This is a genomic window from Poritiphilus flavus (genome assembly GCF_009901585.1).
GTDB classification, from domain to species: Bacteria; Bacteroidota; Bacteroidia; order Flavobacteriales; family Flavobacteriaceae; genus Poritiphilus; species Poritiphilus flavus.
Map to the genome: position 1 here is coordinate 1 of NZ_WXYO01000004.1, position 25,418 is coordinate 25,418.

The 25,418-nt window shown below is 43.5% G+C and carries 20 protein-coding genes; 8 read left to right on the forward strand and 12 right to left on the reverse strand.

Annotation, left to right across the window (positions count from 1 at the left end):
* Positions 1–238 precede the first annotated feature (238 nt).
* Both GTQ38_RS09115 and GTQ38_RS09120 read right to left on the reverse strand, forming a co-directional pair.
* A complete protein-coding gene (locus GTQ38_RS09115) occupies positions 239–1,921 on the reverse strand; it encodes a serine hydrolase domain-containing protein (RefSeq protein ID WP_161435208.1) in 1,683 nt (560 codons plus the stop codon).
* Between the two features lie 79 nt (positions 1,922–2,000).
* Entirely contained in the window at positions 2,001–2,993 is a 993-nt protein-coding gene (locus GTQ38_RS09120) for a GlxA family transcriptional regulator (RefSeq protein WP_161435209.1), read from the reverse strand.
* 137 nt (positions 2,994–3,130) lie between these two features.
* Here GTQ38_RS09120 and GTQ38_RS09125 point away from each other — a divergent pair, with 137 nt between their 5' ends.
* Positions 3,131–3,508 (forward strand): putative quinol monooxygenase, encoded by a 378-nt coding sequence (locus GTQ38_RS09125; RefSeq protein WP_161435210.1) that lies wholly within the window; start codon positions 3,131–3,133, stop codon positions 3,506–3,508.
* 723 nt (positions 3,509–4,231) lie between these two features.
* Here the strand turns inward: GTQ38_RS09125 and GTQ38_RS09130 are convergent.
* Genes GTQ38_RS09130 through GTQ38_RS09140 form a run of 3 tightly spaced genes read right to left on the reverse strand, consistent with a single transcriptional unit; the run spans position 4,232 to position 7,824 of the window.
* Entirely contained in the window at positions 4,232–5,356 is a 1,125-nt protein-coding gene (locus tag GTQ38_RS09130; RefSeq protein ID WP_161435211.1) for a copper resistance protein B, read from the reverse strand.
* A gap of 24 nt (positions 5,357–5,380) precedes the next feature.
* Entirely contained in the window at positions 5,381–6,244 is an 864-nt protein-coding gene (locus GTQ38_RS09135; protein ID WP_161435212.1) for a sugar-transfer associated ATP-grasp domain-containing protein, read from the reverse strand.
* Positions 6,245–6,246: 2 nt separating this feature from the next.
* On the reverse strand, positions 6,247–7,824 hold the full coding sequence (locus GTQ38_RS09140) for a 7TM domain-containing protein (RefSeq protein ID WP_161435213.1): 1,578 nt from the start codon (positions 7,822–7,824) through the stop codon (positions 6,247–6,249).
* An 81-nt stretch (positions 7,825–7,905) separates the two neighbouring features.
* Between GTQ38_RS09140 and GTQ38_RS09145 the strand changes: the two genes are divergently transcribed.
* The 3 genes from GTQ38_RS09145 to GTQ38_RS09155 are packed head-to-tail and all read left to right on the forward strand — an operon-like array spanning position 7,906 to position 12,019.
* The gene (locus GTQ38_RS09145; RefSeq protein ID WP_161435214.1) at positions 7,906–8,418 is read left to right on the forward strand and encodes an RNA polymerase sigma factor; all 513 of its coding nucleotides are present in this window, start codon (positions 7,906–7,908) and stop codon (positions 8,416–8,418) included.
* A gap of 60 nt (positions 8,419–8,478) precedes the next feature.
* On the forward strand, positions 8,479–9,390 hold the full coding sequence (locus GTQ38_RS09150) for a FecR family protein (RefSeq protein ID WP_161435215.1): 912 nt from the start codon (positions 8,479–8,481) through the stop codon (positions 9,388–9,390).
* Positions 9,380–12,019, forward strand: coding sequence for a TonB-dependent receptor (locus GTQ38_RS09155; protein WP_161435216.1), 2,640 nt, complete (start codon positions 9,380–9,382; stop codon positions 12,017–12,019). The genes GTQ38_RS09150 and GTQ38_RS09155 overlap by 11 nt, the downstream gene beginning before the upstream one ends.
* Positions 12,020–12,061: 42 nt before the next feature.
* On the opposite strand, the gene GTQ38_RS09160 is transcribed toward GTQ38_RS09155, so the two are convergent.
* From GTQ38_RS09160 to GTQ38_RS09170, 3 genes are all read right to left on the reverse strand, one after another.
* Positions 12,062–13,150: a heavy metal-binding domain-containing protein gene (locus tag GTQ38_RS09160; RefSeq protein WP_238857876.1), complete on the reverse strand. Its 1,089-nt coding sequence runs from the start codon at positions 13,148–13,150 to the stop codon at positions 12,062–12,064.
* Positions 13,151–13,287: 137 nt separating this feature from the next.
* Positions 13,288–13,929, reverse strand: coding sequence for a YdeI/OmpD-associated family protein (locus tag GTQ38_RS09165; RefSeq protein WP_238857877.1), 642 nt, complete (start codon positions 13,927–13,929; stop codon positions 13,288–13,290).
* Between the two features lie 899 nt (positions 13,930–14,828).
* Positions 14,829–15,236 carry an EthD family reductase gene (locus GTQ38_RS09170; protein WP_161435217.1) on the reverse strand — a complete coding sequence of 136 codons (408 nt, stop codon included), beginning with the start codon at positions 15,234–15,236 and terminating at the stop codon, positions 14,829–14,831.
* A 376-nt stretch (positions 15,237–15,612) separates the two neighbouring features.
* Here GTQ38_RS09170 and GTQ38_RS09175 point away from each other — a divergent pair, with 376 nt between their 5' ends.
* The 4 genes from GTQ38_RS09175 to GTQ38_RS09185 all read left to right on the forward strand — a co-directional run bounded on the left by GTQ38_RS09175 (position 15,613) and on the right by GTQ38_RS09185 (position 20,458).
* Positions 15,613–17,127 carry an NADP-dependent isocitrate dehydrogenase gene (locus GTQ38_RS09175; protein ID WP_161435218.1) on the forward strand — a complete coding sequence of 505 codons (1,515 nt, stop codon included), beginning with the start codon at positions 15,613–15,615 and terminating at the stop codon, positions 17,125–17,127.
* A 334-nt stretch (positions 17,128–17,461) separates the two neighbouring features.
* Positions 17,462–18,172 (forward strand): DUF6090 family protein, encoded by a 711-nt coding sequence (locus GTQ38_RS20975; protein WP_238857878.1) that lies wholly within the window; start codon positions 17,462–17,464, stop codon positions 18,170–18,172.
* 152 nt (positions 18,173–18,324) lie between these two features.
* On the forward strand, positions 18,325–19,443 hold the full coding sequence (locus GTQ38_RS09180) for a helix-turn-helix domain-containing protein (RefSeq protein ID WP_161435219.1): 1,119 nt from the start codon (positions 18,325–18,327) through the stop codon (positions 19,441–19,443).
* 445 nt (positions 19,444–19,888) lie between these two features.
* On the forward strand, positions 19,889–20,458 hold the full coding sequence (locus GTQ38_RS09185; RefSeq protein WP_161435220.1) for a lipid-binding SYLF domain-containing protein: 570 nt from the start codon (positions 19,889–19,891) through the stop codon (positions 20,456–20,458).
* 148 nt (positions 20,459–20,606) lie between these two features.
* On the opposite strand, the gene GTQ38_RS09190 is transcribed toward GTQ38_RS09185, so the two are convergent.
* The 4 genes from GTQ38_RS09190 to GTQ38_RS09205 all read right to left on the reverse strand — a co-directional run bounded on the left by GTQ38_RS09190 (position 20,607) and on the right by GTQ38_RS09205 (position 25,417).
* Complete coding sequence (locus tag GTQ38_RS09190) at positions 20,607–21,449, reverse strand: NmrA family NAD(P)-binding protein (protein WP_161435221.1); 843 nt, start codon at positions 21,447–21,449, stop codon at positions 20,607–20,609.
* Positions 21,450–21,484: 35 nt separating this feature from the next.
* Positions 21,485–21,988: an anthrone oxygenase family protein gene (locus GTQ38_RS09195; protein WP_161435222.1), complete on the reverse strand. Its 504-nt coding sequence runs from the start codon at positions 21,986–21,988 to the stop codon at positions 21,485–21,487.
* A gap of 100 nt (positions 21,989–22,088) precedes the next feature.
* Positions 22,089–23,081 carry an AraC family transcriptional regulator gene (locus GTQ38_RS09200; protein WP_161435223.1) on the reverse strand — a complete coding sequence of 331 codons (993 nt, stop codon included), beginning with the start codon at positions 23,079–23,081 and terminating at the stop codon, positions 22,089–22,091.
* A gap of 125 nt (positions 23,082–23,206) precedes the next feature.
* A complete protein-coding gene (locus GTQ38_RS09205) occupies positions 23,207–25,417 on the reverse strand; it encodes a DUF5916 domain-containing protein (protein ID WP_161435224.1) in 2,211 nt (736 codons plus the stop codon).
* Position 25,418 lies beyond the last annotated feature (1 nt).

Below are 25,418 nucleotides of genomic sequence, written 5' to 3' on the forward strand. Positions count from 1 at the left end.
TAGATATACGATATTAGATATACGATATTAGATATACGATATTAGATATACGATATTAGATATACGATATTAGATATACGATATTAGATATACGATATTAGATATACGATATTAGATATACGATATTCGTTATTAAACGTATTTTTCAAATAATTCAAGAATTCGTCTAACCATCCAACCATCCAACCATCTAACTGTCCAACAATCTAACCGTCTATCTGTCCAACCATCCAATCGTCTAATCCTCCTCCTTCTCAAACAACAAATTCCTTACCCTTCCGCTGGAGACTCTAAATCCCGAAATGGAATTGTCCAGATTACGTTCAAAACGAACATTGCCAAAATACCATCGGTCTGCAGAGAACATATCCTCCTTAATGGGTGTTAGGGAAAAGTCGCTATGCCTTGGATGTGTGGCAATCAAGCTGTCATTTCTCATGATCAGTGTATAGGCGGTACTTAGCTCATCACTGTAGAAAACGCCTGTAAACCCTGCCAAATCAGCCCTGGAATAGTCCAAGGGCTCAAATTGCTCGGAAACGATAGGATCTCCGTTGTCTATGGTAACGATCATGGTCTTCTTGTCACCTTTCTCTTCAAATTTTACTTTAAGATCCACTTCCACATTCAGCATTTGAAAGGTGTTCTGATCTATGGGCATCAATGGACTTTCATTGTTTTCACCGCGGAAGTACCGCAGTGTATCGTTTTTAAAATAGATCTTTCTCGCATAAACCCCGGACTCATTCCAGTAACTTCCTGCGAAGGATCCCATGTCTTCTTCAGAAAGCGTTATAAAATCAGGTATTGCTGCCTGTTCCTGTTGTTCTGTAGTCATTTGATCCCCCAAAAAGACATCTGCCACCCTCAAAGCAAGAGCGCCGGGATTGGCATCCGCGTAATTGCTGAACACCGCGACGGCGAATTTTTGGTCCGGAAAGCGTGCCAGGTAGGTACGATAACCGGCATCGGCACCACCGTGTTGGATTTGCTTCAGGCCTTTGTAATCACCTACAAACTGTCCGTAAGCACCTCCAAAAGTTTCGCCATTGTTCAATTGGGCCAGGGTATTCATTTGCTCAATGATTTCCTTACTACCCACTTTGGGAGTCTCAAAATTCATGGCCCATAAACTCAGGTCTTCTACCGTAGTGAACAGGCTGGTGGCGCCAACATTGGCATAGCTCAAAACACTTTTTTTATACCCATTGCCGGTATTGTAATAGGAGTATGAGCGATTCTTTACGATTTTTTCGTGATCGTCATAGAACAGTGTGCTACTCATCCCTAATGGATCAAAAACACGGGCTTTGGTGAATTCTGCAAACGATTGTCCGGATACGCGGGCTACGGTTTCGGCCAGGAGCGTAAAACCGGTATTGCTGTAGGTGAACTCTTCACCTGGATCAAAATTCAGCTCATTTTGCGCGGCTACCAGCTTCATAACGTGTTCCTTAGTGATCACATCGTCCAGCCGCCATCCCGCTAAAGCCAGCAAATTCCACTGATCCCTTAGGCCGCTGGTATGGGCCGCCAGATGCCTCAGGGTAATGGTCTTGCCAAAGTCTGGTACTTCCGGGATGTGTTTGCGGATATCATCGTCAAAGTTAAGTTTGCCTTCTTCGGCAAGCAGGAGTATAGCGAATACCGTAAACTGCTTGGAAACCGATGCAATATGAAAAACCGTTGAAGGAGTTACAGGAATATCGTATTCCATATTGGCGCTGCCGTACCCCTTCTTAAAAACTATTTCTCCGTCTTTTACCACGGCAACGGCCGCTCCAGGTTTGTTGGCATCGTCAAAGCCTGTAAAAATGCCGTCAATGCGATCGTCATAAGCGGTGGACTCATTTTGAGTAGCCGTATTGCAGCCACTGATAGTCATAAAGGCAAATAGTACTAAGATCAATCCGTTTTTCATGCTGTTCCAGATTTAATGTGAGCTGATAGGGATCTGCATTAGCCTTTATACTGACTCTTTGCCGATCTCTGCATTAAATTTAGGAAAAAGCCATCTCCCGGTTGTATTTATTTCTGTATTCTTTAGGTGACAGGCCGGAGTATTTCCTAAAAGTGGTTCTAAAGGCCTTTTCGTCCTGGTATCCAATGCCGTACATAACCTCCAGAATGGTTTTGGTAGTAGACTCCAATTGCTTTTTGGCTGCCTCAATTTTAACCCGTTGAATATATTCCAAAGGGGTGTTGGAAGTAGCCTTCTTAAATCGCCTGAGAAAACTGCGACCGTTGAGGTTAACCATTGCGGCCAGGCTGTTGATATTTAACCTCTGCTCGTAGTGATCCTCTATATACTGCTGGGCCTTTTTAATGGGCTCATCGGAATGCTCTTTCTGGCCGCTGAAGATGATAAAAGCGTTCTGGCTGATACGATCAAAGTCGATTTCCGAGACCTTAGAGCACCAGATGGCTGTTTCTCTACCAAAGTATCGCTCTATTAAGTAGAGCGTAAAATTCAGTATGGAGTATGCCCCTCCACTGGAGTAGATCCCATTGTCTTCGCAGATGATCTTTTCAGGGATGAGGTTGACAGCGGGGTATCTGCGCTGGAATTGCTCATGTGCCGTCCAATGCGTGGCGCAGGATTTGCCATTCAGAAGGCCTGTTTCAGCAAGTAAAAAAGCACCCTTGCACAAACTGGCGATCTCCGCATCGTTCTCAATACGCTGTTTTCTGATCCATTGAACAAAACCCCGGTTATTGCTTACCTCTCTTTCCAGGTTCCCGCTGATAGGAGATACCAGGATCAGATCGGTTTTCTTCACTTCGCCAATAGCAGCTGTAGGTTGAATGCTAAACAATCCCTGATATACTATGGGCTCCTTATCCAGACCTACCAGGTCTATCTTATAGGGTCCGGCAGATTCCCTGTTTAGGCGCATGGAGTAAGAATTGGCCATTTTCAGCAGATTAAAAGGGGCGATAATGGTATCTACAATACTGCTGCCCACCGGGACAATTACGCTGATGTGTTTCATGATCATCAAAAATAATGACGAAGGTAAACAATAGAATTGTCGAAAACAACCCTTTAAATTGTCGAAAAAGACACCTATAGAGAGGTGATATATGCCATACATTTGTAGTATACGATCAATAACATAAAACATATATCATGAAAGATCAGGAAATTACAGTAGTTTATAAGTGGACAGCCAAAGCGGAAAAAGGTAATGAACTTAAGGCCATTTACGAGCAGGTGGAAAAGCAAATGAAGGAAAACGAGCCCGGAGCTTTAAGAGTAGATTGTTTCTTTAATGAAAGTACTGGAGTATTACTGGTTTTAGACCTGTTTAAGGATAGCGATGCGCTTGGTTTTCACCTGGGTACAACCGCTGCCGGACACTTTCCGGAATTATTGCAAATAGCCCAGCCAGGACCCTTTTTGTTTTGCGGGGAAGTTCCGGAACAGCTACAACAAGCTGCGATAGGAATGGGCCTGGATGCGACTTTTGCCCCTAAGGCATTTGGTTTTGAGCGGAGTATTGTTTGAGGGAAGGTTAGTGAGCAGTAAACAGTAAACAGTAATCAGTGAACAGTCTTCCTTCGCCAAGGCTTCGGAGGATGAAATCAGTTGGCGATAGGTAGTGGGCAATACTGTCTGGTCGAGCGTACGTGTCCATCGTAACTTTAGTGAAGATGGAGTCGAGACCTATTCAGGTAGTAAACAGTAATCAGTGAACAGTCCTCCTTCGCCAAGGCTTCGGAGGATGAAATCAGTTGGCGGTAGGTAGTGGGCGATACTGTCTGGTCGAGCGCACGTGTCCATCGTAACTTTAGTGAAGATGGAGTCGAGACCTATTTAGGTAGTAAACAGTAATCAGTGAACAGTAAACAGTCCCGATAGCTATCTGGAGTAAACAGTTCTCTCAGGTATCGTTGATGGTTGATCCCTTCTTCGCTAAGGCTACGGACGGCAAAGCGTCGATTGTCTGCGTACAGCGTATAGCGCAAAGCGTAAGACGAATATACGATGTACGATATGGGATGTTCGATATTCGATGTTCGATATTAGATGTTCGATATTAGATATACGATATTCGTTCTTAAACGTATTTTACAAATAATCCAAGAATTCGTCTAAACATCCAACCATCTTACTATCTAGCAATCTAACCGCCCAACCATCTAACCATCCAACCATCTAACTATCTAACTATCCAATTCCTCAATTTTACAGTTTCACGATTTTACAGTTTCACAATTTCACATGAATTCAAATCTTCCATGTTAATCCTACCCCTCCATAATAATTGTGGTACCCGCGGAAGGAACGTGAAGCCAGGTTGGTAGTATTGGTCTCGCGAAAGCGGTTATAGATGGTACCCGTAAACAGCAAACCTTTTACCGGCAGTTGATGTTCAAAATTCACCGAAAAATCAAAATACTGGTATCTCAAAAGTCCAATGGGCTCTGCACTACTTGGGGCTTGAATATCTGTATAATCCCTTACCAGGTACTTTACCAGGGCACTTATTTTGGTCTTGTCATTATCAAAGCGCAATCGCAAACCGGGACCGTACTGGTTAAAGCCGGAACGGTTCTCCAGGCGGTCTATTCGGGAATAAAGCGTTAGCTGCGGTTCTATCTCCAGGGTAGCCGTCAGAGGTAGTTCATAGAAAGCGCTCAACCTGGCATAGTCCCAATCACGGCGCCCCAGTTGTGGACTGTCTTCGGCATTGAAGGTGTCGTACAAACGTTTTTTGTAATAGGCCACAAAGCCAACAGCATGATCATAACGTCCCGGTCGAAATTTTTGTTTACTACCCAACTGCACTCCAAATTCATTGAACTGCAGGTCACGGATCCCGTACTCATCAAAATTCTTAAAATTGTAAAAGCCCTCTATAGTGGTCTTATTCCGCTTAAGGGGTTCCAGGCTTATTCCACTAGAAACTCCGTAATTGGTATATCCCAGGGGGTTGACCAAAACGTCCTGGGCCCCATCCAATCCCTCGCGGTTCATGCGTTTAAAGTTTAGCTGGCCCAGCAGTTTGGTGCTTTCAGTGAGTTCATAATCGTATTTCACTGCCGCATTCAGACTCCAATAGCTGTCGGACATATTCTCCTGAAAAAGCCTTGCAAAAGGCGTAATGGCAAATCGTATGCGATGCCCCTTCCACTTGTAACGGTAATCGTAATCCATAGAGACATCCAGGTAAGCGCTACTGGCTATAAGATCGTCTCCGGATAAAAGCGTGTCGTTCACCAGAACCTGGTCCGGACTCTTAAAATAGTTGTGCTCATATCCTGTTTGGCTACCTATTTGGAAACGGTGCCTTTCCTGGGCCTTTAGGTTCATGCATAGGCAAATAGTAAGTGTACACAGAAAATATTTCATAATGGATTCTTTTAAAGTGGCTTATTATTTTACGGTAGACCGCAGTCCACATTTGTTAACTAATTGGATGCCCAGGCCAGGCCTCACATTGACTTCCATGATCTGAGGGCCTTTGACTTTGTCAATGACCAGGTCAATGCCGAGGTAATCCAGGGGGAAGGCCCGGGCGGTTTTTTGTGCGAGTTCCAGCATACCGGGCCAATAGGGGATCTGCTTGCCAAATACCCCGTTTTCGTTATCCGGGTGATGGTTGGAGTAGCGTTTGCCGTCATACACCTGGGTAAGGGTGCCGGCATCCATATCTACGCCTATACCCACTCCCTTCTGGTGAAGGTTAGCCTTACCATCAGACTTCGAGGTAGGCATACGCAGCATGGCCATCAGAGGTTCAGCTTTAAGGGTAATAATCCTGAAATCCGGGACTCCCTCATCATAGATCTCAGCGAAGAAGGGATGGGGTACAATACATTCCTCGATCAGGCATACATCGTTGGAAGCCATAGAAAACAGCCCGGAAATAATGCTGGTAATATGCTGAAAGATCCTGGCTTCACTGATGGTTTTTCCACTGCTTTGCCATTGACCGCAAGCCGACTTTTTCAATATCTTGATGCCTCCGCCACCACAGCCCCGGGCCGGTTTAAGGACCAGCGCACTTTGGTTTTGCAGAGACTCCCATTTGGCTTTAATCTGACTGATTCGCTCAATAACGGCATAGGTTTTGGCACAGGCAATATCATTTTGGTGCAGTATCATTTTGGTTTTTACCTTATCATCTGCCAGTATGTAATGCCGGCGTTGGTTATGCGGGTAAATAAATTCAATATTCCGGCGGTTAAGGCCAATGACCCCACCGGGGTTTGGCACTTTAAAAATTCGTGATAGCATCTTTAAATGTATTTGGGGTTCAAGAGGGGTTCAAAGCGCAATAGTTCTGTCCACCTCAGGCCAACATATCTTCCTAGTATCATACAAGCGGTGATGATCAGTAGGAGCAGTTCAGGGAACAGTATCAGGATGTTATCCAAGCCTTCCACAGAAAATAGCAGGTAGCAGACACTTACCGCCATCAGCGTTTGAAATAGGGTGCCGGTGGCTTTATGCATCCCGTCTTCAACGATCAGTTTGGAAAAGCGTTCAGCAGAGATGGTCAGAATTATGGTAGGGAAGAGGGTGAGGGAACTCAGCCAGGGAATATCAAAAGTAAAACCCAGGAAATTGCCTATGGCCATTACCAGCACCATCAGGGTCAGGGAAATAACCAGTTTTGGGGTATGAAGCAGACCTATATTGTCAAACGGACGTGTGATCAAGCCTACGAACAACACCAGGAATAGAAAAAGGGCCATTCCGGTAGTAAAACCCGTTTCCAGCAGCGAAAAAGCGATCAAAACGGGAAGGAATACTCCAAAGGTCCTTATACCCACTATATTTCTGAGTAAGGCCACCAGCAATCCGCCAAGAGGTAGCATCAGTAGCAAAAACAAGTTCTTTTTAGAGATGGTCTTGCTTTTTACCAGACCCCATAGGGAAAAGGCGGTGACCCTTTGAGTCTCACCGGCCTCTTCATCCAGTATGGAAAGGGATTCTTCTTTGGTGATCTCATAGGAATAGTCAAACTGGATCCCCTGGCTATGGCTGATCAAAAACTCATCTCCCTCATATAACTCCAGATAATTGGCGGGCAGGTAGGCAAAGTGTCCGTTTAAGGCATCAAAAGGCACCCAATTACCATTTATAAAAAGCTCTGCCCAGGCATGCGAGGTGCGTTTGTTGGATTCAGTCAGTATGATCCCTCCTTTTATACGTGCAGGATATCCCAGATTTCTGGCCAGGGCCACCAGCAATCTGCTCTTACCATTGCAGGAGGCTTCGTTGCGCTCCAGGGCGCTCAGGGCGTCGGTTAGCGTGATTATAGGAGCTGAGGGAATTCCGTGAACATAGTCGAAAAGTGCTTGTATGGTCTTTTTATCCGTATCGGCCTGCTTCTTTAAATTATTGGCTAATCGGCTGATGGGTAGGGCAGCAGTTTGAATATTTCTAGTGCTTTCCAGGTATTGGTCCATGGCATCCGGGATAGGTCTAAATGTCTCAGTCAGGCCGTAGATCTGACTTTTGCCTTTAAAAAAGAAAGAGTAGCTGAGGCTTTCATAAGTGTTTTGAGCTTCTGTAAACCATCGACCCTTAATGTTAGAGCCATCCGCAATAGTAGAAAATTTAATGTTGCCGGGAAGGGTACTTTTTTGCCGGCTTATTTGCTGCCGGGAATTGTTTTTGGGCAAATACGCTTTTATGGTTGTGGCGCTGGTATCTGTCTTGAAAAAGTATCGGTAGGTTACCTTGTAAACTTCGTCCGGGTAAAAACTACTTTCGTTTTTAGACAGCAGATAAGCTTTATAAGTAATGGTAACTACAGCAAGCAAACTTAAACCGCCAAGGATGAACTTAAATTGCTTTGGGACATTCATAACCAATTATTTTTTAGTTTTGGTATTAGAACAGGATACTTTGAATTCACCCCACCCCCCCTTGCGAAAAAAAATTCACGAATGAGCCAAAGCGATAAGTCTGTTTGTGAAAAAAGGGTCTTTAATGAGCTGTTCGACCTGAATTCCGAATCCCTTCGAAATTACCTTTATTACCAATGTGGAGATATGCAGCAGGCAGAGGACCTGGTACAGGATGCCTTCATCAAGCTTTGGAATAATTGTAAAAAAGTATTGTTCGAAAAGGCCAGGGGCTTTCTATTCGCCGTGGCCAAGAATGCATTCTATAACCAGCAGGAGCATAAGAAGGTTGTCCTGAAGTTCAGCAAATTACCACAGAATAATACGGATACTGAGACTCCGGAATTTCAGTTGGAAGAAAAGGAGTTTATGGATCGTTTGCAGCAGGCCATCGCCGACCTGCCGGAAGGGCAAAGGGAGGTTTTTTTGTTGAACAGAATGGATAAGATGACCTATAAGGAGATCGCGGCCTCTCTAGGAGTATCCCAAAAAGCTGTGGAAAAGCGTATGCATAAGGCATTGGTGAAATTGAGAAAGACGATAAAAAATATTTGAGTTTTTGGGGGTAGGGTATATCAGTATTAGCCTGTTTCCTTAATAACCACAACCAAAAATATGTTCGAAGAAAGAGATGATACCATAATGGCGCGTTGGCTCGCAGGTGAGCTGACCGAGTCTGAGCGCAAAGCGTTTGAGGCATCATCGGAATATGCGGAATATCAACGATTGGAACAGGGATTGACAGCTTTCCAAAAGCCTGATTTTGATAAGGAAGTATTGAGAGGAAAATTGTGGGCAGCTATTGAGAAGCAGCAAAAAACAAAAGTTATCCGGCTTAAACCCTGGTATTACGCCGCTGGTATCGCGGCCTCTATTTTACTCATAGCAGGCCTTTTCTTTAGTCAGGTCAGCTATTCCACCGTTGAAGGCCAAAAAATGAGTGTAGTGCTTCCTGATGGTACAGAGGTAGCCCTTAATGCCATGTCTACCCTAAAGCACCGGCGTTTCTTTTGGACCAATAATAAGGAGGTTGATTTAAAAGGCGAAGGCTTTTTTAAGGTTACCAAAGGGGAAGGATTTAAGGTAAGGACCGAAAGCGGAACGGTATCGGTTTTGGGTACCGAATTCAATATCCGCTCAAGGCCAACCTCATTTGTGTTGTACTGTTATGAAGGCAAGGTACTTTACGAAAATGAAAGGGAGCAACAACGGGCATACTTAAATGTGGGAGATGCCGTTGAATTAAAAGACAACATTTTGCTGGAGTTTAAGCATAGTGATAGCAAACCGCCCTGGCAGGAAGGCAGGAGTAGTTTTTCCAATGCTGAATTGCTGTTGGTTATTGAAGAACTTGAATATCAGTATGGTATTTCGTTCTCATACGAACCCGCTTTAGTTCAGGGACATTTCACCGGGGTATTTGTCCATGACGATCTGGAACTGGCGCTAAAATCGGTGTTTGTTCCTATGGGAATCAGTTATGAACTTTCTAATGACAAGAAAAAAGTTACCCTTAATGCTCCCTAAAGCGATCCGATTTTCCCTTGTCCTTCTTTTGTCCCTTCAATTCTTGCCGCTTAAGGCGCAGAATAGTATTGAAGTAGGTTATGAGAATCTCTTTTTAAAAGAAGTATTAGCGGATATTGAGGAAAAAAGCGGACTAAGCTTCTCTTATTCAGATGAGCTTATCGCGAACAAAAGGGTTACCATAAAGCCTTCGGATCTCAGCCTTGATAGCATATTGAATATACTTGCAGACGATACAGGCCTGCTATTTGAAAAAATAGGGGATAGACAGGTGATCATTAGCGTACCAAAGACTGAAACTCTTGTTTGCGGGTATTTGTTCGATGGGTTGACCAAAGCCCCATTGCCTTATGCGACATTGATTCTTAAAGGTACGGCGAAGGGTTATACCACGGATGAGAACGGCTATTTTGCGATTGATGACGAATCCACGATCAACGGGATACTTGTTCAATACGTGGGCTACGCGGAACGCCTGCTCTTACCAGCGGATTTCACCAGGAACGACTGCGGAAATATTCTCTTGTATCCGCAGGCAGAGACGCTCAACGAAGTTATCGTTCGTTCCTATCTCATCCGTGGGATCGACAAGAATAAAGACGGTTCCCTGACACTTAGTTCTGAAGAGCAGGGCATACTGCCTGGATTAGTGGAGCCGGATATTTTTCAATCCGCCCAATGGGTTCCCGGGATTACAAGTATCAATGAAACGGTTTCCGATATTCAGATCCGTGGAGGATCAGCAGATCAGAACCTTATCCTGTACGATGGGATAAAAATGTACAATACCGGCCACTTCTTTGGTATGCTTTCCATCTTCAACCCTAATATCACCTCAAATGCAACCATTTTTAAAGGTGGGGCCAGCCCTGAATACGGTGACCGCATCTCCGGGGTTATCGACATACAGGGAGAAACAGGAGTGCCAGAAAAGACCAGGGCAGGCCTGGGTATTAACGGAACACAGGCTGATGCCTTTGTGAAAGCCCGCCTGGGTGAATCTGTAGGCCTGGTAGTTTCCGGACGTCGTTCCTATGCAGACGTTGGGGATCTGGGTACACCCACCTTTGATGCCATATCAGAAAAAGTATTTCAGAATACTATCGTGGTCAACGAAGCCAGCGGGCAGATTATAGAGGATGAGGATGAGGAGACCCTGGTTGGTGGAGAAGAAACCTTTTTCTTTTATGATACCAATATTAAACTGATCATTCAACCTTCGGAAAAGGACAGTATATACCTTAGTGGGTTGCTCACAAATAACGACCTGAACTTTCGGTTGCAGGAAGATGAAAACCTGACAGAGGACGCACTGATAACGGAAAATGAGGGTCTGAGTTTTGAATGGATCGGAGAGAAGGGAACAAATTGGCATTATTCCTTTGGGGCTTATTATTCTGATTATGAAAGTTTCTACCGGACCCAGTTTCGCGAGCAACAGCAGATAGAGGAAGACAACCTTAGGCGTAATACCGTGCTGGACTATGGGTTTAATGCGGAGTTGGCTTATGACTTTAGCCGTCAACACGCTATTAAAGGGGGTTATCAATATTCTTCGAACGAAGTTTTTTACCAGCTTAGCCGTGATGAGAATGGTGATGATGGAGAACCGGAGGATGATGAGGACCCTCTGCCTTCAGCGGACGAACGGGATTTCAATGAAGTGTCCAACAGAAAGAATACTACCAACACAGTGTACGGAGCTTATGTTTTCCGGCCGCAAAACAAGGGCCTGATAAGTTTGGGGCTAAGGGTATCTACCTTTTCATTGCTCGATGGCTGGTATTTTGAGCCGCGCCTAAATGTGGAATATCCTCTGAGCAAGCTACTACGCTTGAAGCTCACAGGGGAGAAAAGGTATCAGACCATTAGTCAGCTAGTTGAATTCGACGATACCCGCCTACGCTTGCAAAGCGGTATCTGGACCTTAACTGACGACAATGAATTTCCCTTGCTGGAAAGTGAACAATTCTCCCTCGGCCTGCTGTTCGATTTTAAGGGTTGGATACTGGATGTGGATGGATATGTCAAAAAGATCGATGGGCTCACCACCTTTACCAATGGATTCACCAATGCCTCAGAAAATTATTCCCAGGGTACCAGCGATGTATTTGGATTGGATTTCTTGTTGAAAAAGCAACTCGGAAACTACAGGATTTGGTTGGGCTACACCTACAACAAGGTAGATTACCGCTTTGAAGAATTACAGGATGCTAAATTTCCAGGCAATAATGATATTACCAATAACCTGACCTTTTCTAACACTTACGAGGCAGGGAACTGGCGTTTCTCATTAGGTTGGAATTACCGAACAGGGGTGCCTTTTACCCCGGTTTCGGGTTTTAACGTGGTGACTGGTGATATTGAATTTGAGACTATCAATAGTGGCCGCCTTCCTGACTATCACCGATTGGATGCTTCTCTACAGTACGGCTTCCGGCTTTCATCCAAAAATGAAAGTACAGGTACTATCGGCTTGTCTCTGCAAAATGTGTACAATCGTCAGGTGCCATTGTCGGTGTTTTATCGGGTTGATGAGAATCCGCTTACCGGACTACAGGACATAGACCAGTTGGAGCAACTATCCCTGGGGCTGACGCCTAACTTCCTGCTGAGATTCAACTTTTAAGAGCAGGAGTAGTGATCTACGTTATACGATTCGTAGTTAGACTTATTTGTTCGCATACAGGTATTCACCAACCGCGTTTCCCATTTCCCTGTGGTTATGCCCCACTCCAGGGACAATCTGAATTTTCCAATTGAATTCAACCTTAAGTTCTTCCGCTATCGCCCTGGCAGTATCAAAAAAGAATTTTCCCCTGGACAACCTGTGAAGCCCTTGTTTATCTGCAGTTGTTGATCGTAAAAAAGTCCCACCGGTTTCATTTTCATTATCCATTTCGCCCAAAAACAGCACGAAATTCCGGCCAAAGGCCTGTTTCAACGATTCTCGCTCAATGGGGGCATCTTTCAGGCCAAAGGGCATGGAGTATTCAAAGCTGGGTAAAGTGTAAAAACTGGAATTGGCAGGCATGATATGATTTACCTTGGAATCCTTTTGAAACAAGGCCATTCTATGTAGTATATGACCACCGGCAGAATGCCCGAATATGTCGTAAGTAGTCTGTTTTGAATTCAAATGGGCTATCACCATATCGAATATTCTATCAAAATCGTTGAAAATCCATTGCTCCCGGTTTGGGTTGATCTCAAACTTGAAATTCTCCTCGTTCATTCTGGCGATATTGGTGTTTTCCACATATTCGATGCTGTTTTTCAGTTCTATATTTTTGAGCAATCCGCAAAGATGATAATCCCCAAAACCATATTCCCTCTCATTATACATAGGGGAGAGAATAAGCAGGCCGTATTTTTCAGATTCTTCAATCCACGCGTCCCTGTAACTATCCCCATTTCGACCGGCTCCGGGAATGACTATAAGAATTTTGGAATCTTCATGGAAATTTTCGGGTTTATGGTAGTATACTTTTATGCTCTGACCTTCATGTCCCGGTCCGCTGTCAACAAGAAATGCCCCAGATCCGTTTTGAATGTCTACCTGGTTAACTTGTAGTTCATTTTCTTTGATCAATTTATCCTTGCTCACAAGGGCCATATCGCAATGCGGACAGTTCCCCGCTTCCGAAAAAGTCAATTCATCACAGGGAAGGTCGCAAGGGGGGCATACGTATTCTCCGCTTTTGTTGCGGCAAGAGACAAAGCAGACGCAAATGAGTATAAAAGAAAAGATGAACCTCATATTAGATAGTTAATACCATGCCGATCCTGGCCAGCAAAATGTATCAATGTAAAAGTATACATTGTGACCGAAAGCCCTGCATGATTACATTTTTAATTCTGGGAAGACGTTTTTGCTATACGCTGATAAGTTTAGGCTTAGCCTCTTTTTCCGGATTGATACTTATCATGCAATCCTATTCCTGATAAGATCATAGGGATGCATTTTTCGATTCGGGCGATCTTCGTTTTCGACTGTTTGGGTTGGGAAAAATGGAGTATATATCCTCGTTGCCGCCCCGGTGTCAGAGCTTCAAAAGAAGTTTTCAATACCGGATCCTCTTCAAATTTCATTACCAATTCTTCAGGGAGCGGTTCGGGATTCGTTTTGAAGGCCACTTTTAAACCGGCTTTTTCTATTTCTATAGCCTCAAAAATGTAAGCTTTGATATTTGTTTCAAGCTCCTTTACTTTTCCTACATCCACAAACTTAAACAACCTGGCTGCCTGGGAATTAGGCCCGGGTTTTACCAACAAGGATTTGGCATCGGCCAGCAAAGAACCCTTAAAGAAACTGATACAGCAATACTCCCGTAGAGCACTTAACATGAGTATGTTTTTCCCCTGATAGGTATAACAGGGTGCACCCCATTTACATTCCTCGGTTAATCCGCAATCCTGAACAATGCCTCGTAATAGTTTTAATTCCTCGGTCCACCTATGCACCTTGCAATCCGGTGTTCCACCGAGTTCACATCGTCCACAACCCTCGATGAGATAATTGTCTACGGATTTGTTCATTTCAATATATCGTATGCGTTACCAATTGAAGTGTGCATTATTTCTTTAACGCCATAACTTAAAAATAAAGAAATAATCAGTAATCAGTAATCAGTAATCAGTAGTCAGTAATCAGTAATCAGTAGTCAGTAAACAGTGGACAGTGAACAGTTTATTGTCTAAAAATCCAGCAGTCTAACAATCTAACAATCCAAACGTCTAACCATCCAACAGTCTAAGAATCTAACCATCCAACCATCCAACTGTCTAACAATCCAAACGTCTGACCATCCAACCGTCTAACCATCCAACCGTCTAACCATCTAACCATCCAACCATCCAACTGTCTAACAATCTAACCATCCAAAACATCCAACCGTCCAATTGTCTAATTCTCCAGTTCCCCCAATTTAACAGTTTTACAATTCTTCAAACTACTACATTGTTCCATTTCCTCATTTTCAAATTGATTTACTTTCTTCCTGCTTTGAAATTGCAGTAGTAGTGGGTAACTTAATATGGGGAGGGGTTTAGAACCCCAGTTTCAGTAGGCAGTGGGCAGTAATCAGTGAACAGTGAACAGTCACCAGTAAACAGTTTATTGTCTAAAAATCCAGCAGTCTAACAATCTAACAATCCAAACGTCTAACCATCCAACTGTCTAACAATCCAAACGTCTGACCATCCAACCGTCTAACCATCCAACCGTCTAACCATCTAACCATCCAACCATCCAACTGTCTAACAATCTAACCCTCTAACCATCCAATCATCCAATAGTCTAATGTTACAATTCCTCGATTTCACAATTTTACAGTTTTACAACGCTCCAAGCCACCCCATAAAACTTACACTTAAACTTAAACTTGAGTTTAAACTTAGCCCTGAATCCTAATCACCCTAATGGAGCTCTGGCTCAATTAGTGTACTACCTCACTGATTTGTACCACCGGCTGAATATCCGTATAGTTGGGGATATCACCCAGGATCTGTTCCGCATTAGGTCCGAAGGAATTTTGATACTCGGAAAGCTTGTTAAAGTAAAAATAACCGATAGCCACATAGGGAACAGGCTCGTCCGGGGTCCTGCCACCAACACCCTTGTCGATTTCCATCAGCTGTAAGGAATCACCAAAAAGGCGTGCACACATTGGCATGTGCTTCTCTGAATAGTAATCCATGTTAAACGTCTTCCCTTCTTCATTAGGATACATAATGGCTATCTTGACCATGCCTTTTTTTGCTTTGGGAGCATCGCCGGTGGAAGTCTGCCAACTGGCAAGGAGTATAGCAACTCCGATAATTAAGAGTACGAACTTAGCTTTCATTTTGTTGAGATTTTATAAACTGAATAGGTTACTTTATTTCTTGTGGCCTTGGCCACAACATAGTACAGCAGGGATAAACCCCGCTAAACCAATACGATTTTGTCAAGTTACAGCCTTTTTTGGGGCAATATTGACGATATATTATCATTTCCACTTACGATTTTAATTCTTTGAATGGGAATTCCCTGATTCCTTAACAGTATTTGACCAATTATTGGGCAAAAAACCTATGATCACAGCTTATTACCCAAGCCATATTTGTAGGGCCTTAGGAAGTAATCATAAATTATATTTATGTGATTGGTAAAATAATTAAATAAAATTTTATGGAATATTCTTTTGATCTTTGTTCCGGAAACAAAATCACAAAGTACATATGGATATAAAGGTTTTAACCGAACAACTACAAAAGAAAGAAACAAACACTCCTGTTAAAGTGGCGGTGGCTCAGGGAGACGGCATAGGGCCGGAAATCATGAAAGCTACCCTTAGCATCCTCAAGGCTGCAGGAGCCCAAATCGAACCAGAATTCATAGAATTAGGTGAGAAAGTCTACTTATCCGGTAATACATCAGGCATAGATTCCAAGGCCTGGGAAGCAATCCGAAACAACAAAATAATATTTAAGGCCCCCATCACCACTCCTCAGGGAAAAGGTTACAAAAGCCTTAACGTTACCCTGAGAAAATCTCTGGGCCTTTATGCTAATCTAAGACCGGTTACTTCTTTATACCCTTATGTCCCTACAAATTTCCCTACCATGGACGTGGTCATCATTCGTGAAAACGAGGAAGATCTATACGCGGGAATAGAGCACAGGCAGACGCAAGAGGTCTATCAATGCCTTAAGCTCATAACCAGACCTGGATGTGAGCGAATCGTCCGCTACGCCTTTGAATATGCCAAAGCATATGGCAGAAAGAAGGTTACCTGCATGGTAAAGGATAACATCATGAAACTGACAGACGGCCTGTTCCATAGGGTCTTTGATGAGATTTCAATTGAATATCCTGAAATTCAGGCGGAGACTCAGATTATCGATATAGGTTCTGCGCGATTGGCGGCCAGTCCGGAAAATTACGATGTAATTGTTACTGCAAACCTCTACGGAGACATTATTTCTGACATCGCTGCGGAAATAGGAGGTTCTGTGGGGATGTGCGGTTCGGCAAATATTGGAAAGGAAGTGGCCATGTTTGAGGCTATCCACGGATCTGCCCCCGATATCGCGGGAAAAGGTATAGCGAATCCTTCAGGGCTTATCAATGCTGCGGTGGCCATGTTGGCCCACATCGGACAGGCAGAGATCGGTGATAAGGTGAAGAACGCCTGGCTAACAACCCTGGAACAAGGCTATCACACAGCGGATATCTATCAGGAAGGAGTGAGCGCGCAAAAGGTAAAGACACAGGAATTCGCGGAAAAAGTCATTGAAAACCTGGGAAAAACACCGGATAATCTGACCAAAAGTACTTTGGCCCACGGAAACGGTGTGATTCAAATGCCGGAATACTTCCGCCAACAGCAGTATAAAGAACTGGTAGGTGTGGATGTGTTCCTGGACTGGCAGGGTAAGGATCCTAATGAACTTGGAGACGCCCTCTCATCCCTGGATGTCTACAAATTAAAACTAAAAATGATCACTAACCGAGGGGTCAAGGTATACCCCGAAGGATTAAAGGAAACCTATTGTACAGACCACTGGCGCTGCCGCTTTGTAGGGGTGGACGCTAAAATAAACAGAAGGGAACCTCAGTACGCCCATATTGATTTTGAACAGGTTGTCGCCCTGCTCTCCAAACTAAATTATTTGGGATTCGATGTGATCAAAACGGAAAACCTCTACGAATTCGATGGACAAAGAGGATTCTCCTTAGGACAGGGAGAATAAAAATTAAGTGTTCAGTTTATTATTTTTATGCAAGCGTAGCTGCCGGAAGGCAGCTGCGTTTTTTTATTCTTGCTTTGCGTCTTTTCAGTATTGTAATCACATCGCCTTCTTAATAGGGCTTATATCAGTTCAACCATATTATAACTCTATTACTCAGTCAGACATGGTTTATCATGGTTTTTTCCTTAATTTCAATAACACGGATCCATCTCAAAATTTCAAGACTATACATATCCAATGTTGAAATTTGGTAATTCGCCTGGCCCAAGTTTTCCATAAGCATCATCTCCCATTAGTTCTGGCAATATGTCTGTAACTGACCAAGCTGATAATTATGAAACTGTTTCGAAAAATACGTATAGACCAAATTAACAAGGGACAATTAAAAAAGTACCTACTATATGCCATTGGAGAGATTCTTTTGGTAATGATAGGGATCAGTCTGGCCTTGCAGGTAAATAACTGGAATGAGGCCAGGATCAGGAAGAACACGGAGATCGGTCACTATATGAACATTAGGGATCAGATTGTAGATGATAAGAAATTGATCAGTAACCTTATTGATTACAATAATGGTTATATGCAACAATTCAAATTCGCCTCAGGGCTTATTGAGGCTAATGACCGGAGCCAAATGGACACCCTGGGTCTTATTGTGCGAAACCTTACTAATTATTCCGACTTTGATAGGCATGGTAATATTTATGAAACTATGGTCAATAGCGGGGAGGTCAAGCTATTGCGGAATCATAAGATAGTAGATGGCCTAAGGATATTGGAGGAAAAATACCTTTATATCAATAGGATGGAGAACATTCATTACGATGCCATGATGACCTATGTTGTTTCATCGATCACACCAAGTATTAGATTTTCTGATGCCAATATCGTAAAGCCGGAAAACATATTTTCTGTTGAATTCCAGAATCTTTTATTTTCGCTATTGCAGATTATGGCAGAAAAGGACAAGGTCTACCATGATGCTTTAAATGTGATCGATAACATCACCGAGTTGATAAATGTTGAAATAGCAGAGAAAATGTAATCTTGCATAAACCCTGGAGGTTGCCAATATAATACTGACATATAGAGTGACTTATATTCAACTGTAAGTAGCCACTGAACGCGATTAAAAAATACATTTGTTAGAATAGAAACCAAAGCGTATCTCGACTTTTGGTAGTCAAGGTTGAACCTATGTTTTTTGTATTCGGAATCTTTATAGGAATTTTTTTGGAGTTTTTGTTGCTCGTCAAGAAAAACAAATCCAGAGCCGATATCGTTTTGGCAGTTTGGCTTCTGCTCATCATTATTAACCTGGCATTCAATTATTTACTACACAGTGGTTACCTGTTTAAATACCCAAATTGGTTAGGGATAGATTTTCCGCTGCCGGTGCTCAATGGGCTTTTCTTGTTTTTCTATGTTTCCGAAATAACGGGAAACGCTCCCAAAAACAAATGGGTAAATTTGCTTCATCTTATTCCGGGCATATCGCTTATCGTTCTGGCAATTCCTTTTTACAGTTTAACGGGAGCCGAAAAATTACAGGTCTTTGAGAATGATGGAGCCGGTTTTGAGTGGTACGTCCTTTATAGCAACATCCTGATCCCGTTATCAGGTCTGGTATACGCCATTTGGTCTCTGATCCTTATTAGAAAGCACCAATTAAGGATCCAGGACAACTTTTCCAATACGGACAAAAAAGAATTGCTGTGGCTCAGGTATCTTTCTATGGGCTTTGTTATTATTTGGATATTGACCATTTTCTTTGACAGTACCATTATCTTTTCCGCAGTGGTAGTTTTGGTACTTTTTATTGGCTTTTTCGGAATAAATCAATTGAATATATTTTACACTGCAACTTCGGAATTACCAGTCCGGCAAAATGCCAATACCCCTGAGTCTTCCGTAGCAGAAAACTCCAAAGCGGGCCAGGCTGTTACCCGTCGCTACGCCAAGTCCGGTCTTACGGAAGAGATAGCCCATCAAATCAGTACCAGGCTAAATGAACTTATGATCACAGATGATGTATACAAGAATGAAGAGCTCACGCTGTCTGAGTTGGCTAAATTGGTGGACGCCCATCCCAATCATCTTTCTCAGGTGATCAATGAGCAGGAAGGAAAAAACTTCTACAACTATATCAACTCCATTCGAATACAGGAGTTCATAAAACTTGCTTCACTTCCCGAAAACAGCAAATACACCAAAATATCTTTGGCTTATGATTGCGGGTTTAGTTCTAAATCCACTTTCAACAAACACTTCAAAAACTGCACCGGAAAAACACCCACCGAATTTTTCGATTATTGAGAATAAACAGCTACTTACCTGGCTCCGCCTGAGTACTCGTACGCGTTTTTTTACCTGATCTATAACTGCTTTAAGTATCACGAATTGAGATAGTTACTATAGCTTCCCTATAGGCTCGTACACCTTTTCCGGACCTGCCTGTAAGCCAGGTCCTTTTACTGATAGATCTGCCTCATCTTTGTCCTGGAATACAACGATAAACCCAGGACGGTATATCAGTAATTAAGTAAAGATCATGAAAACCATAACTAGAAAGAGTACAATACAGCACCCACATTTTGTCGTAGGATTTGGTTGGGGTGGGGTAAGAATACCATCTGATAGGAAGCAAGACATCAAACAGAAATCAAAATCAGTGCCGGCAGGCTTTTAGCCATGCGTGCGCCTTCAAATACAAGAGTTTATTTATCAATCATCATAACTAAAATCGTTTAAACTAAAAATCATGAAAAAAATGAAATTAAAAATGTCAGAATTATTTACAACAACATTTGCCCTCTTTTTGTCTCTTACAGTGATAGGACAGGTAGACGGATGGAACCCGAACCTGGAATTAAACGCGTCAGAAGCCATGCAAATCGTTTTGGAAAAAAGTCCAAAGTTAGAATCATTTAAAGACGAGGCCTATGGCTATGCCGTATTTCCGAAAGTCACGAAAGCCGCTATAGGAGTAGGAGGGGCTGCAGGAAATGGAATAGTCTATGAAGAGGACGAAGTAGTCGGAAGAGCCCACCTGAAACAAGTAACGGCAGGAATTCAATTTGGAGGTCAGCAATACATAGAAGTTATCTTTTTTGAAAACGAAGAGACCTTTGAAAAATTCACGAACGGAAAACTTAAATTCGATGCCCAGGCATCTGCCGTAGCTCTTAAATCAGGAGTATCAATTGATGCAGCATATCAAGATGGTGTGGCTGTATTTACTTTGACCAAAGGAGGAGTAATGTATGAAGCTTCCATTGGAGGTCAGCATTTCAATTATCATCCTAAGGTAAAGACGGGGACATCCAAATAACCTAAGCCTGAATATCATAATTTCAGCTTGCTACAGGTAGTTTAAGAACTGCAAAAGTACGCTGATGCTTATAACAATCCTGAAATGCACAGGTGGATCAAGGCCATAGAAAAGGGCCGCTTACTGCAATAAGCGGCCCTATAAATTTCTAAACGGATTGTGGTAGTGACTGGTTCCAGACTCCCGTTTTTACTGTTTTTTCAACGTATTCCACAAAGTCTGTGGCTTTTCTGCCCAATACCCGTTCTACATCCCGAGACACCTCCTGGTTGTCCGGATTTCCAAGGACCTCTTTGAACAAATAACCAAATAGCCATACATAAGAATCAGGCAGGCCTGCGGCTTTCATTCCTTCTTTAAATTCTTCAAGGGATATAGGGTGATATTGAAGTTCCCTGCCAATACCTTCAGACATGGCTTCCACCAGCTGGGCAAAGGTCATTTTCCTGGGTCCTGTAACCGTTATGGTTTCTCCATTATAGGAGTCATCTACCATAACTTTGGTCACCACGTCCGCAATATCGTCCGCATCTACAAAGGGAATCTCAGCCTCCGGCATGGGTAGGGCCACATGTCCGGCCAAAACCCCTTCTAGAAATGCCCCTTCGCTAAAGTTCTGGTTGAACCAGGAAGCTCTGACCAGGGTGTAGTTCAGGCCGGAATTTGCAACGATCCGCTCACAGGCCTCTGCTTCTGTTTCCCCTTTACCGGACAATAATACTACCTTCTCCAGTCCTTCTTTTAGTGCAGCTTTAGTCAGTGCTTCTATGGCATCTTTTGCCCCTGGCACAGCCAGGTCCGGATAGTAAACTATATAGGCTCTGTCCATACCTTTAAGTACCTGGGAATAGGTGGATTCGTCTTCCCAGTCGAATGCTGGTTCGCTTTTTCGGGAGGCCACCCTTACCTGATGTCCCAGCTGATTTAATCCTTCTACTACTCGGCGACCGGTCTTACCAGTACCTCCGATTACTAAGATGTTGTGTTTCATTTTTACGAGATTTAGAATATTAGAGATGATTTTATTTAAATGTTTTTTATGTGTGTAAATAGCGATAGCACTGCCAGGATGAAAGCTATTACGGCACAGATGGTGCGTATCAAGTGCCAGCGGTTCCAGTGCTGTTCATAGTACTCCCTGAATTCTGCCATCTTACTGCTACTCAGATCTTCAAGCTTAAGAACATCCAGTTGATCGTTCAGCGGTACATTCCCGAAACCGGTTACACCCACAGTCCCTATCAGATAACAAATGGAGGCCGCCAGGATTAGCCAGAAAGCTGTTCTATTCAAATTGAATTCGTAAATACTGGCAATACTTAGAAAGACTATACTGCCAAAGAATACCGCGAAAAACCGCGGATTAAGAATGGCCCGGTTAATGGATTGCATGGTTTGCAGGTAATTTGAATTTTCCAGATTCTGAGTGCCTGGGATAACCGACACAGACCAGGCGTAGAACAGGCCTGCGGAAAGTCCTGTCAGGATTACGGCTCCGAGAAGGACGAATGTTTTGATAGATAGCTCCATGATAGTTGATGTTTTTGATTATGAAGCAAATCTATGCCGGACAGTAGAGGCATGCTTGATAGTTCAAGCCAATGTTTTGACACTTTAAGCCAAAAGAAGTTTATTGAGTGTTTTTCCGGAATTCAGTAGGAGAAAAGCCGGTCCATCGCTTGAAGGCACGATTGAAAGCGCTTTGTTCGGAGAAGCCGGTTTCAAAGGCGATCTCAGCGATACTTCGGTTGGTGTTTTTAAGAAGGTCTTTGGCTAATCTTTTCTGCGTTCTCATAATAAGATCCCGGAAAGTGACCCCATTTTCTGAAAGCCTGCGGGTCAAGGTTCTGTTGCTCATCCCGATATGATCACAGATCTGTGCTATACTGGGGATACCGCTGGGTAAAGCATCTTTAATGAGGGATTCCACATCCGAAGCAACTTTATTGGTACTTACCTCCAGTCCCCTGGTTTTCTCTTCAACCCTTTCTACCAAAAACTTATTGATGCTTATATCGGCTTTAGCCGTGCGGGTTTCAAGGTCTGCCGTCTTATAGGTAATGGAATATTTGGGTTGATTAAAGAGGACAGGGCAATTAAATGCAGCCTCATGGCTACTTAGATTACCTGGAGGATCATGTTTAAAAGTCACCTGGGTAGGGGTGATATCAGTCTCTGTCATGGCCTGTAGCACAACAACTGTGGCAGACAGCGTTGCTTCATTGGACAATTCCAGGCCTCTTCGATGCGGTTCTCTATGGAGTAAGATATGCGACTCATCCCCCTTTTTCTCCACGGTAAAAACATAGGTATTGGAAAGCAGTTTGAAATAGCGTTCGCTTCGCTCAAAAATTTCACCGGCCCATGAGCAGGTTCTCCAGGAAAGGCCGAGTACCCCGTAGTCCTCTATTTTCATTTCCTGGCCCACTCTAATTGCGAATCCCGGCCCTAATCTTTCGTCAAGGATCTCGTGTAACTCAAAGAAATGATCCGCAGGTACGGCCTGCAGGCTCTGCATACTTTCGGGGCTGATGGGCAAATCCTTAAGTTCATCTACATCCATACCTTCATGTATGGCATGATTGATCATTTTCTTGTAAAGACTTATCGAGATATAGTTCATAGGAATAGTATAAAAATAAGGAGAATGTGTAATTTTTCCCGAATATCCCTGAGCCAAATGAACATTTATGTGGACATGCTGGCTATCATCATTCAGACGGATAAAGAAAAGAAGTTCTGCTTGCTTTAAAACTGTTTCAGCAAGGTTATCTTACTGATAAACTGAGAACTGCTCTGCACCGGATCGAAAATATCTGTTGTAGTGTCGTTAAATACGAGATAAATGAAGGACAAGGGCATATACTCCCAGCTAAAACGAATATTCCATCTTCCCTGCTCATTAAAGCTGTTGTACTGATAGAAACTGGAGAGTTGTACCCTGGGATTAAGAGCTAAGCGCAAATTGGCCGTATAGAGATCGGTTTTCAGATCTTCCTCCATTAGGCCTACCCCTTTTATATCATTGTGTTCATAATTTAAGGTAAGGGTTGTGTGGGGGATAGGAGCAAATCTGGCCGCGGCGTTGATTGTAGTTCTGCTGCCATTGTAAAAATCCCCAAAGTCCAATCCGATATCCCCGGACCATTTTTTGGAAAGGTCTGTATTGAACTGAACCAAATAGCGCGTATAAAAATACCTGTCCTGTTCAATTTCAAGACCCAAAGGAGCGAAATCAAAATTGATGTTTTGCCAGGTTGGGGTAGTGGAGATCTCCAGAAAACTGTTGTCCTTAAACCAGGTAAATACCGGAAAGATATACAGACTGGCCTGTTGAAAACTGCTGGGATCTGTGGCGTCATGGTTGTAGTTGGCGAACACTCCCGGATCCCACCTCCTGATCCAATCGATCTTTTTGGGTCTCCAGATGTAGTAGCCACCGGGGTTGTGCCTGATCACATCGTTTTGCCTTACAAAACCCATTCTGGGGTTGTAATTGGCATCAGTGTACTCCGTAACCCATCCGTAATAGTATTTGTTGGAATCATTTCCGACGAAAATTCTTCCGGCATAACCCGTTTCCCCACTGAGCTCGTCTATGGAAGTTGAAAGTAAGTATTGAATATCCCATTGACTGGCAGGTCTTATTTGTCCGTCCAGGGTAATGGTTGTATTGTTGTTGCTTTCAAGGCCTAATTCCGAATAACTGTCGTCCAGACGGTGGGTAACCATAAGGCCTATATTATTCTCCCTGCCGTAGTTTTTTAAATATCTGAGGACCCCGAAATTGGCCCCGGCGGAGTTTTCTGTTTCACGCTGTCTTACAAATAAAGCCGCTAGGGCATTCCCTTCGGTGCGTTGGGTAAATCTGGCGCCCACATCAATAGGTGCGGGAATAGCATTGAATTCCCCCTGAAGCCCGATTCTACGGCTAAAGAATGGACGTATGGACTGTTGTAAGCCGCCTGCCCAGATCCCGGAGTTTTCTAAAAAGAACTGCCTCCTTTCCGGGAAAAAGATATTGAATCGCTCCAGGTTGTTTACCGCCCTGTCTACGTCTGCCTGGGCGAAATCCGTATTGATCGTAAGGTCCAGTACTGTTTTAGGGTTGACCGCCCATTTGGTATCAAAACCCACTTTTGGTTCATTCAACCTGTCTATTAGTATATCCCCTTCTTTGTTCTCGTCGTATTGATATAAGGCATATGGCTCAACACGAATATTTGTAGAGGGTGGTGGAGCCTGGATCCCTACCAGTTTAGCGGCATAGGTCATACGGTAGGGAGTGAAAGACTGGGGGATTGCCGGATAGGTGGAGACCTCAATGTCCCGTCTGGCATAGCGGACCAGAGTAAAACCGAGTTCTATCGCATTCCCTTCCTCAGGGAGGTTGTAACGCAAGGACTTAAAGGGTATACCCATTTCCACCGTATAGCCATTTGCAGTCCTTTTTGTTCTTACCCGCCAAAGCGTGTTCCATCCAGTATCGAAGTTGTTGCCATTAAAATTCTGGAAATCCCGCTGGTTTCCATAAGGTGTGGTCTGGAAACCCTGGGCATATTGTTTTAAGTTTTGGGGGTCAAGGGCAACGCCGAAAAGATCGTTTACGCCCCAACTGAAATCCCTTCTCAGATCCTGGATGCGAATACCTTCCAATCCTACCGAATCTTTACAAAAGGCGCCAACGTAAAGGTTTTTGTCGTCGTACAAAAAACGGACCTCAGTCCGGTACCTTACAGTACCTCCCTGCCTTGGTTCGGTTCTAAAAAAGTCGTCCGTAACTATGGCTTGCTCCCAGTCCGCCTCGTCCAGGGATCCATCCAATTTAATCTCGCCAACGGCCTTTGAAACTTTAACTTCAAAGGGCTGGTCCGGAGGAGGAAAATTATCTTCCTCATTTTCCTGGGCCCCTAACCAGTTGACGTTAACCAGAAGTATACACAGAAGAATCCTATACATA

Bases quoted from the DNA above. Each gene is read 5' to 3' on its own strand.
- GTQ38_RS09115 (WP_161435208.1), bottom strand. From the start codon at position 1,921: ATGAAAAACGGATTGATCTTAGTACTATTTGCCTTTATGACTATCAGT.
- GTQ38_RS09120 (WP_161435209.1), bottom strand. From the start codon at position 2,993: ATGAAACACATCAGCGTAATTGTCCCGGTGGGCAGCAGTATTGTAGAT.
- GTQ38_RS09125 (WP_161435210.1), top strand. From the start codon at position 3,131: ATGAAAGATCAGGAAATTACAGTAGTTTATAAGTGGACAGCCAAAGCG.
- GTQ38_RS09130 (WP_161435211.1), bottom strand. From the start codon at position 5,356: ATGAAATATTTTCTGTGTACACTTACTATTTGCCTATGCATGAACCTA.
- GTQ38_RS09135 (WP_161435212.1), bottom strand. From the start codon at position 6,244: ATGCTATCACGAATTTTTAAAGTGCCAAACCCCGGTGGGGTCATTGGC.
- GTQ38_RS09140 (WP_161435213.1), bottom strand. From the start codon at position 7,824: ATGAATGTCCCAAAGCAATTTAAGTTCATCCTTGGCGGTTTAAGTTTG.
- GTQ38_RS09145 (WP_161435214.1), top strand. From the start codon at position 7,906: ATGAGCCAAAGCGATAAGTCTGTTTGTGAAAAAAGGGTCTTTAATGAG.
- GTQ38_RS09150 (WP_161435215.1), top strand. From the start codon at position 8,479: ATGTTCGAAGAAAGAGATGATACCATAATGGCGCGTTGGCTCGCAGGT.
- GTQ38_RS09155 (WP_161435216.1), top strand. From the start codon at position 9,380: ATGCTCCCTAAAGCGATCCGATTTTCCCTTGTCCTTCTTTTGTCCCTT.
- GTQ38_RS09160 (WP_238857876.1), bottom strand. From the start codon at position 13,150: ATGAGGTTCATCTTTTCTTTTATACTCATTTGCGTCTGCTTTGTCTCT.
- GTQ38_RS09165 (WP_238857877.1), bottom strand. From the start codon at position 13,929: ATGAACAAATCCGTAGACAATTATCTCATCGAGGGTTGTGGACGATGT.
- GTQ38_RS09170 (WP_161435217.1), bottom strand. From the start codon at position 15,236: ATGAAAGCTAAGTTCGTACTCTTAATTATCGGAGTTGCTATACTCCTT.
- GTQ38_RS09175 (WP_161435218.1), top strand. From the start codon at position 15,613: ATGGATATAAAGGTTTTAACCGAACAACTACAAAAGAAAGAAACAAAC.
- GTQ38_RS20975 (WP_238857878.1), top strand. From the start codon at position 17,462: ATGAAACTGTTTCGAAAAATACGTATAGACCAAATTAACAAGGGACAA.
- GTQ38_RS09180 (WP_161435219.1), top strand. From the start codon at position 18,325: ATGTTTTTTGTATTCGGAATCTTTATAGGAATTTTTTTGGAGTTTTTG.
- GTQ38_RS09185 (WP_161435220.1), top strand. From the start codon at position 19,889: ATGAAAAAAATGAAATTAAAAATGTCAGAATTATTTACAACAACATTT.
- GTQ38_RS09190 (WP_161435221.1), bottom strand. From the start codon at position 21,449: ATGAAACACAACATCTTAGTAATCGGAGGTACTGGTAAGACCGGTCGC.
- GTQ38_RS09195 (WP_161435222.1), bottom strand. From the start codon at position 21,988: ATGGAGCTATCTATCAAAACATTCGTCCTTCTCGGAGCCGTAATCCTG.
- GTQ38_RS09200 (WP_161435223.1), bottom strand. From the start codon at position 23,081: ATGAACTATATCTCGATAAGTCTTTACAAGAAAATGATCAATCATGCC.
- GTQ38_RS09205 (WP_161435224.1), bottom strand. From the start codon at position 25,417: ATGTATAGGATTCTTCTGTGTATACTTCTGGTTAACGTCAACTGGTTA.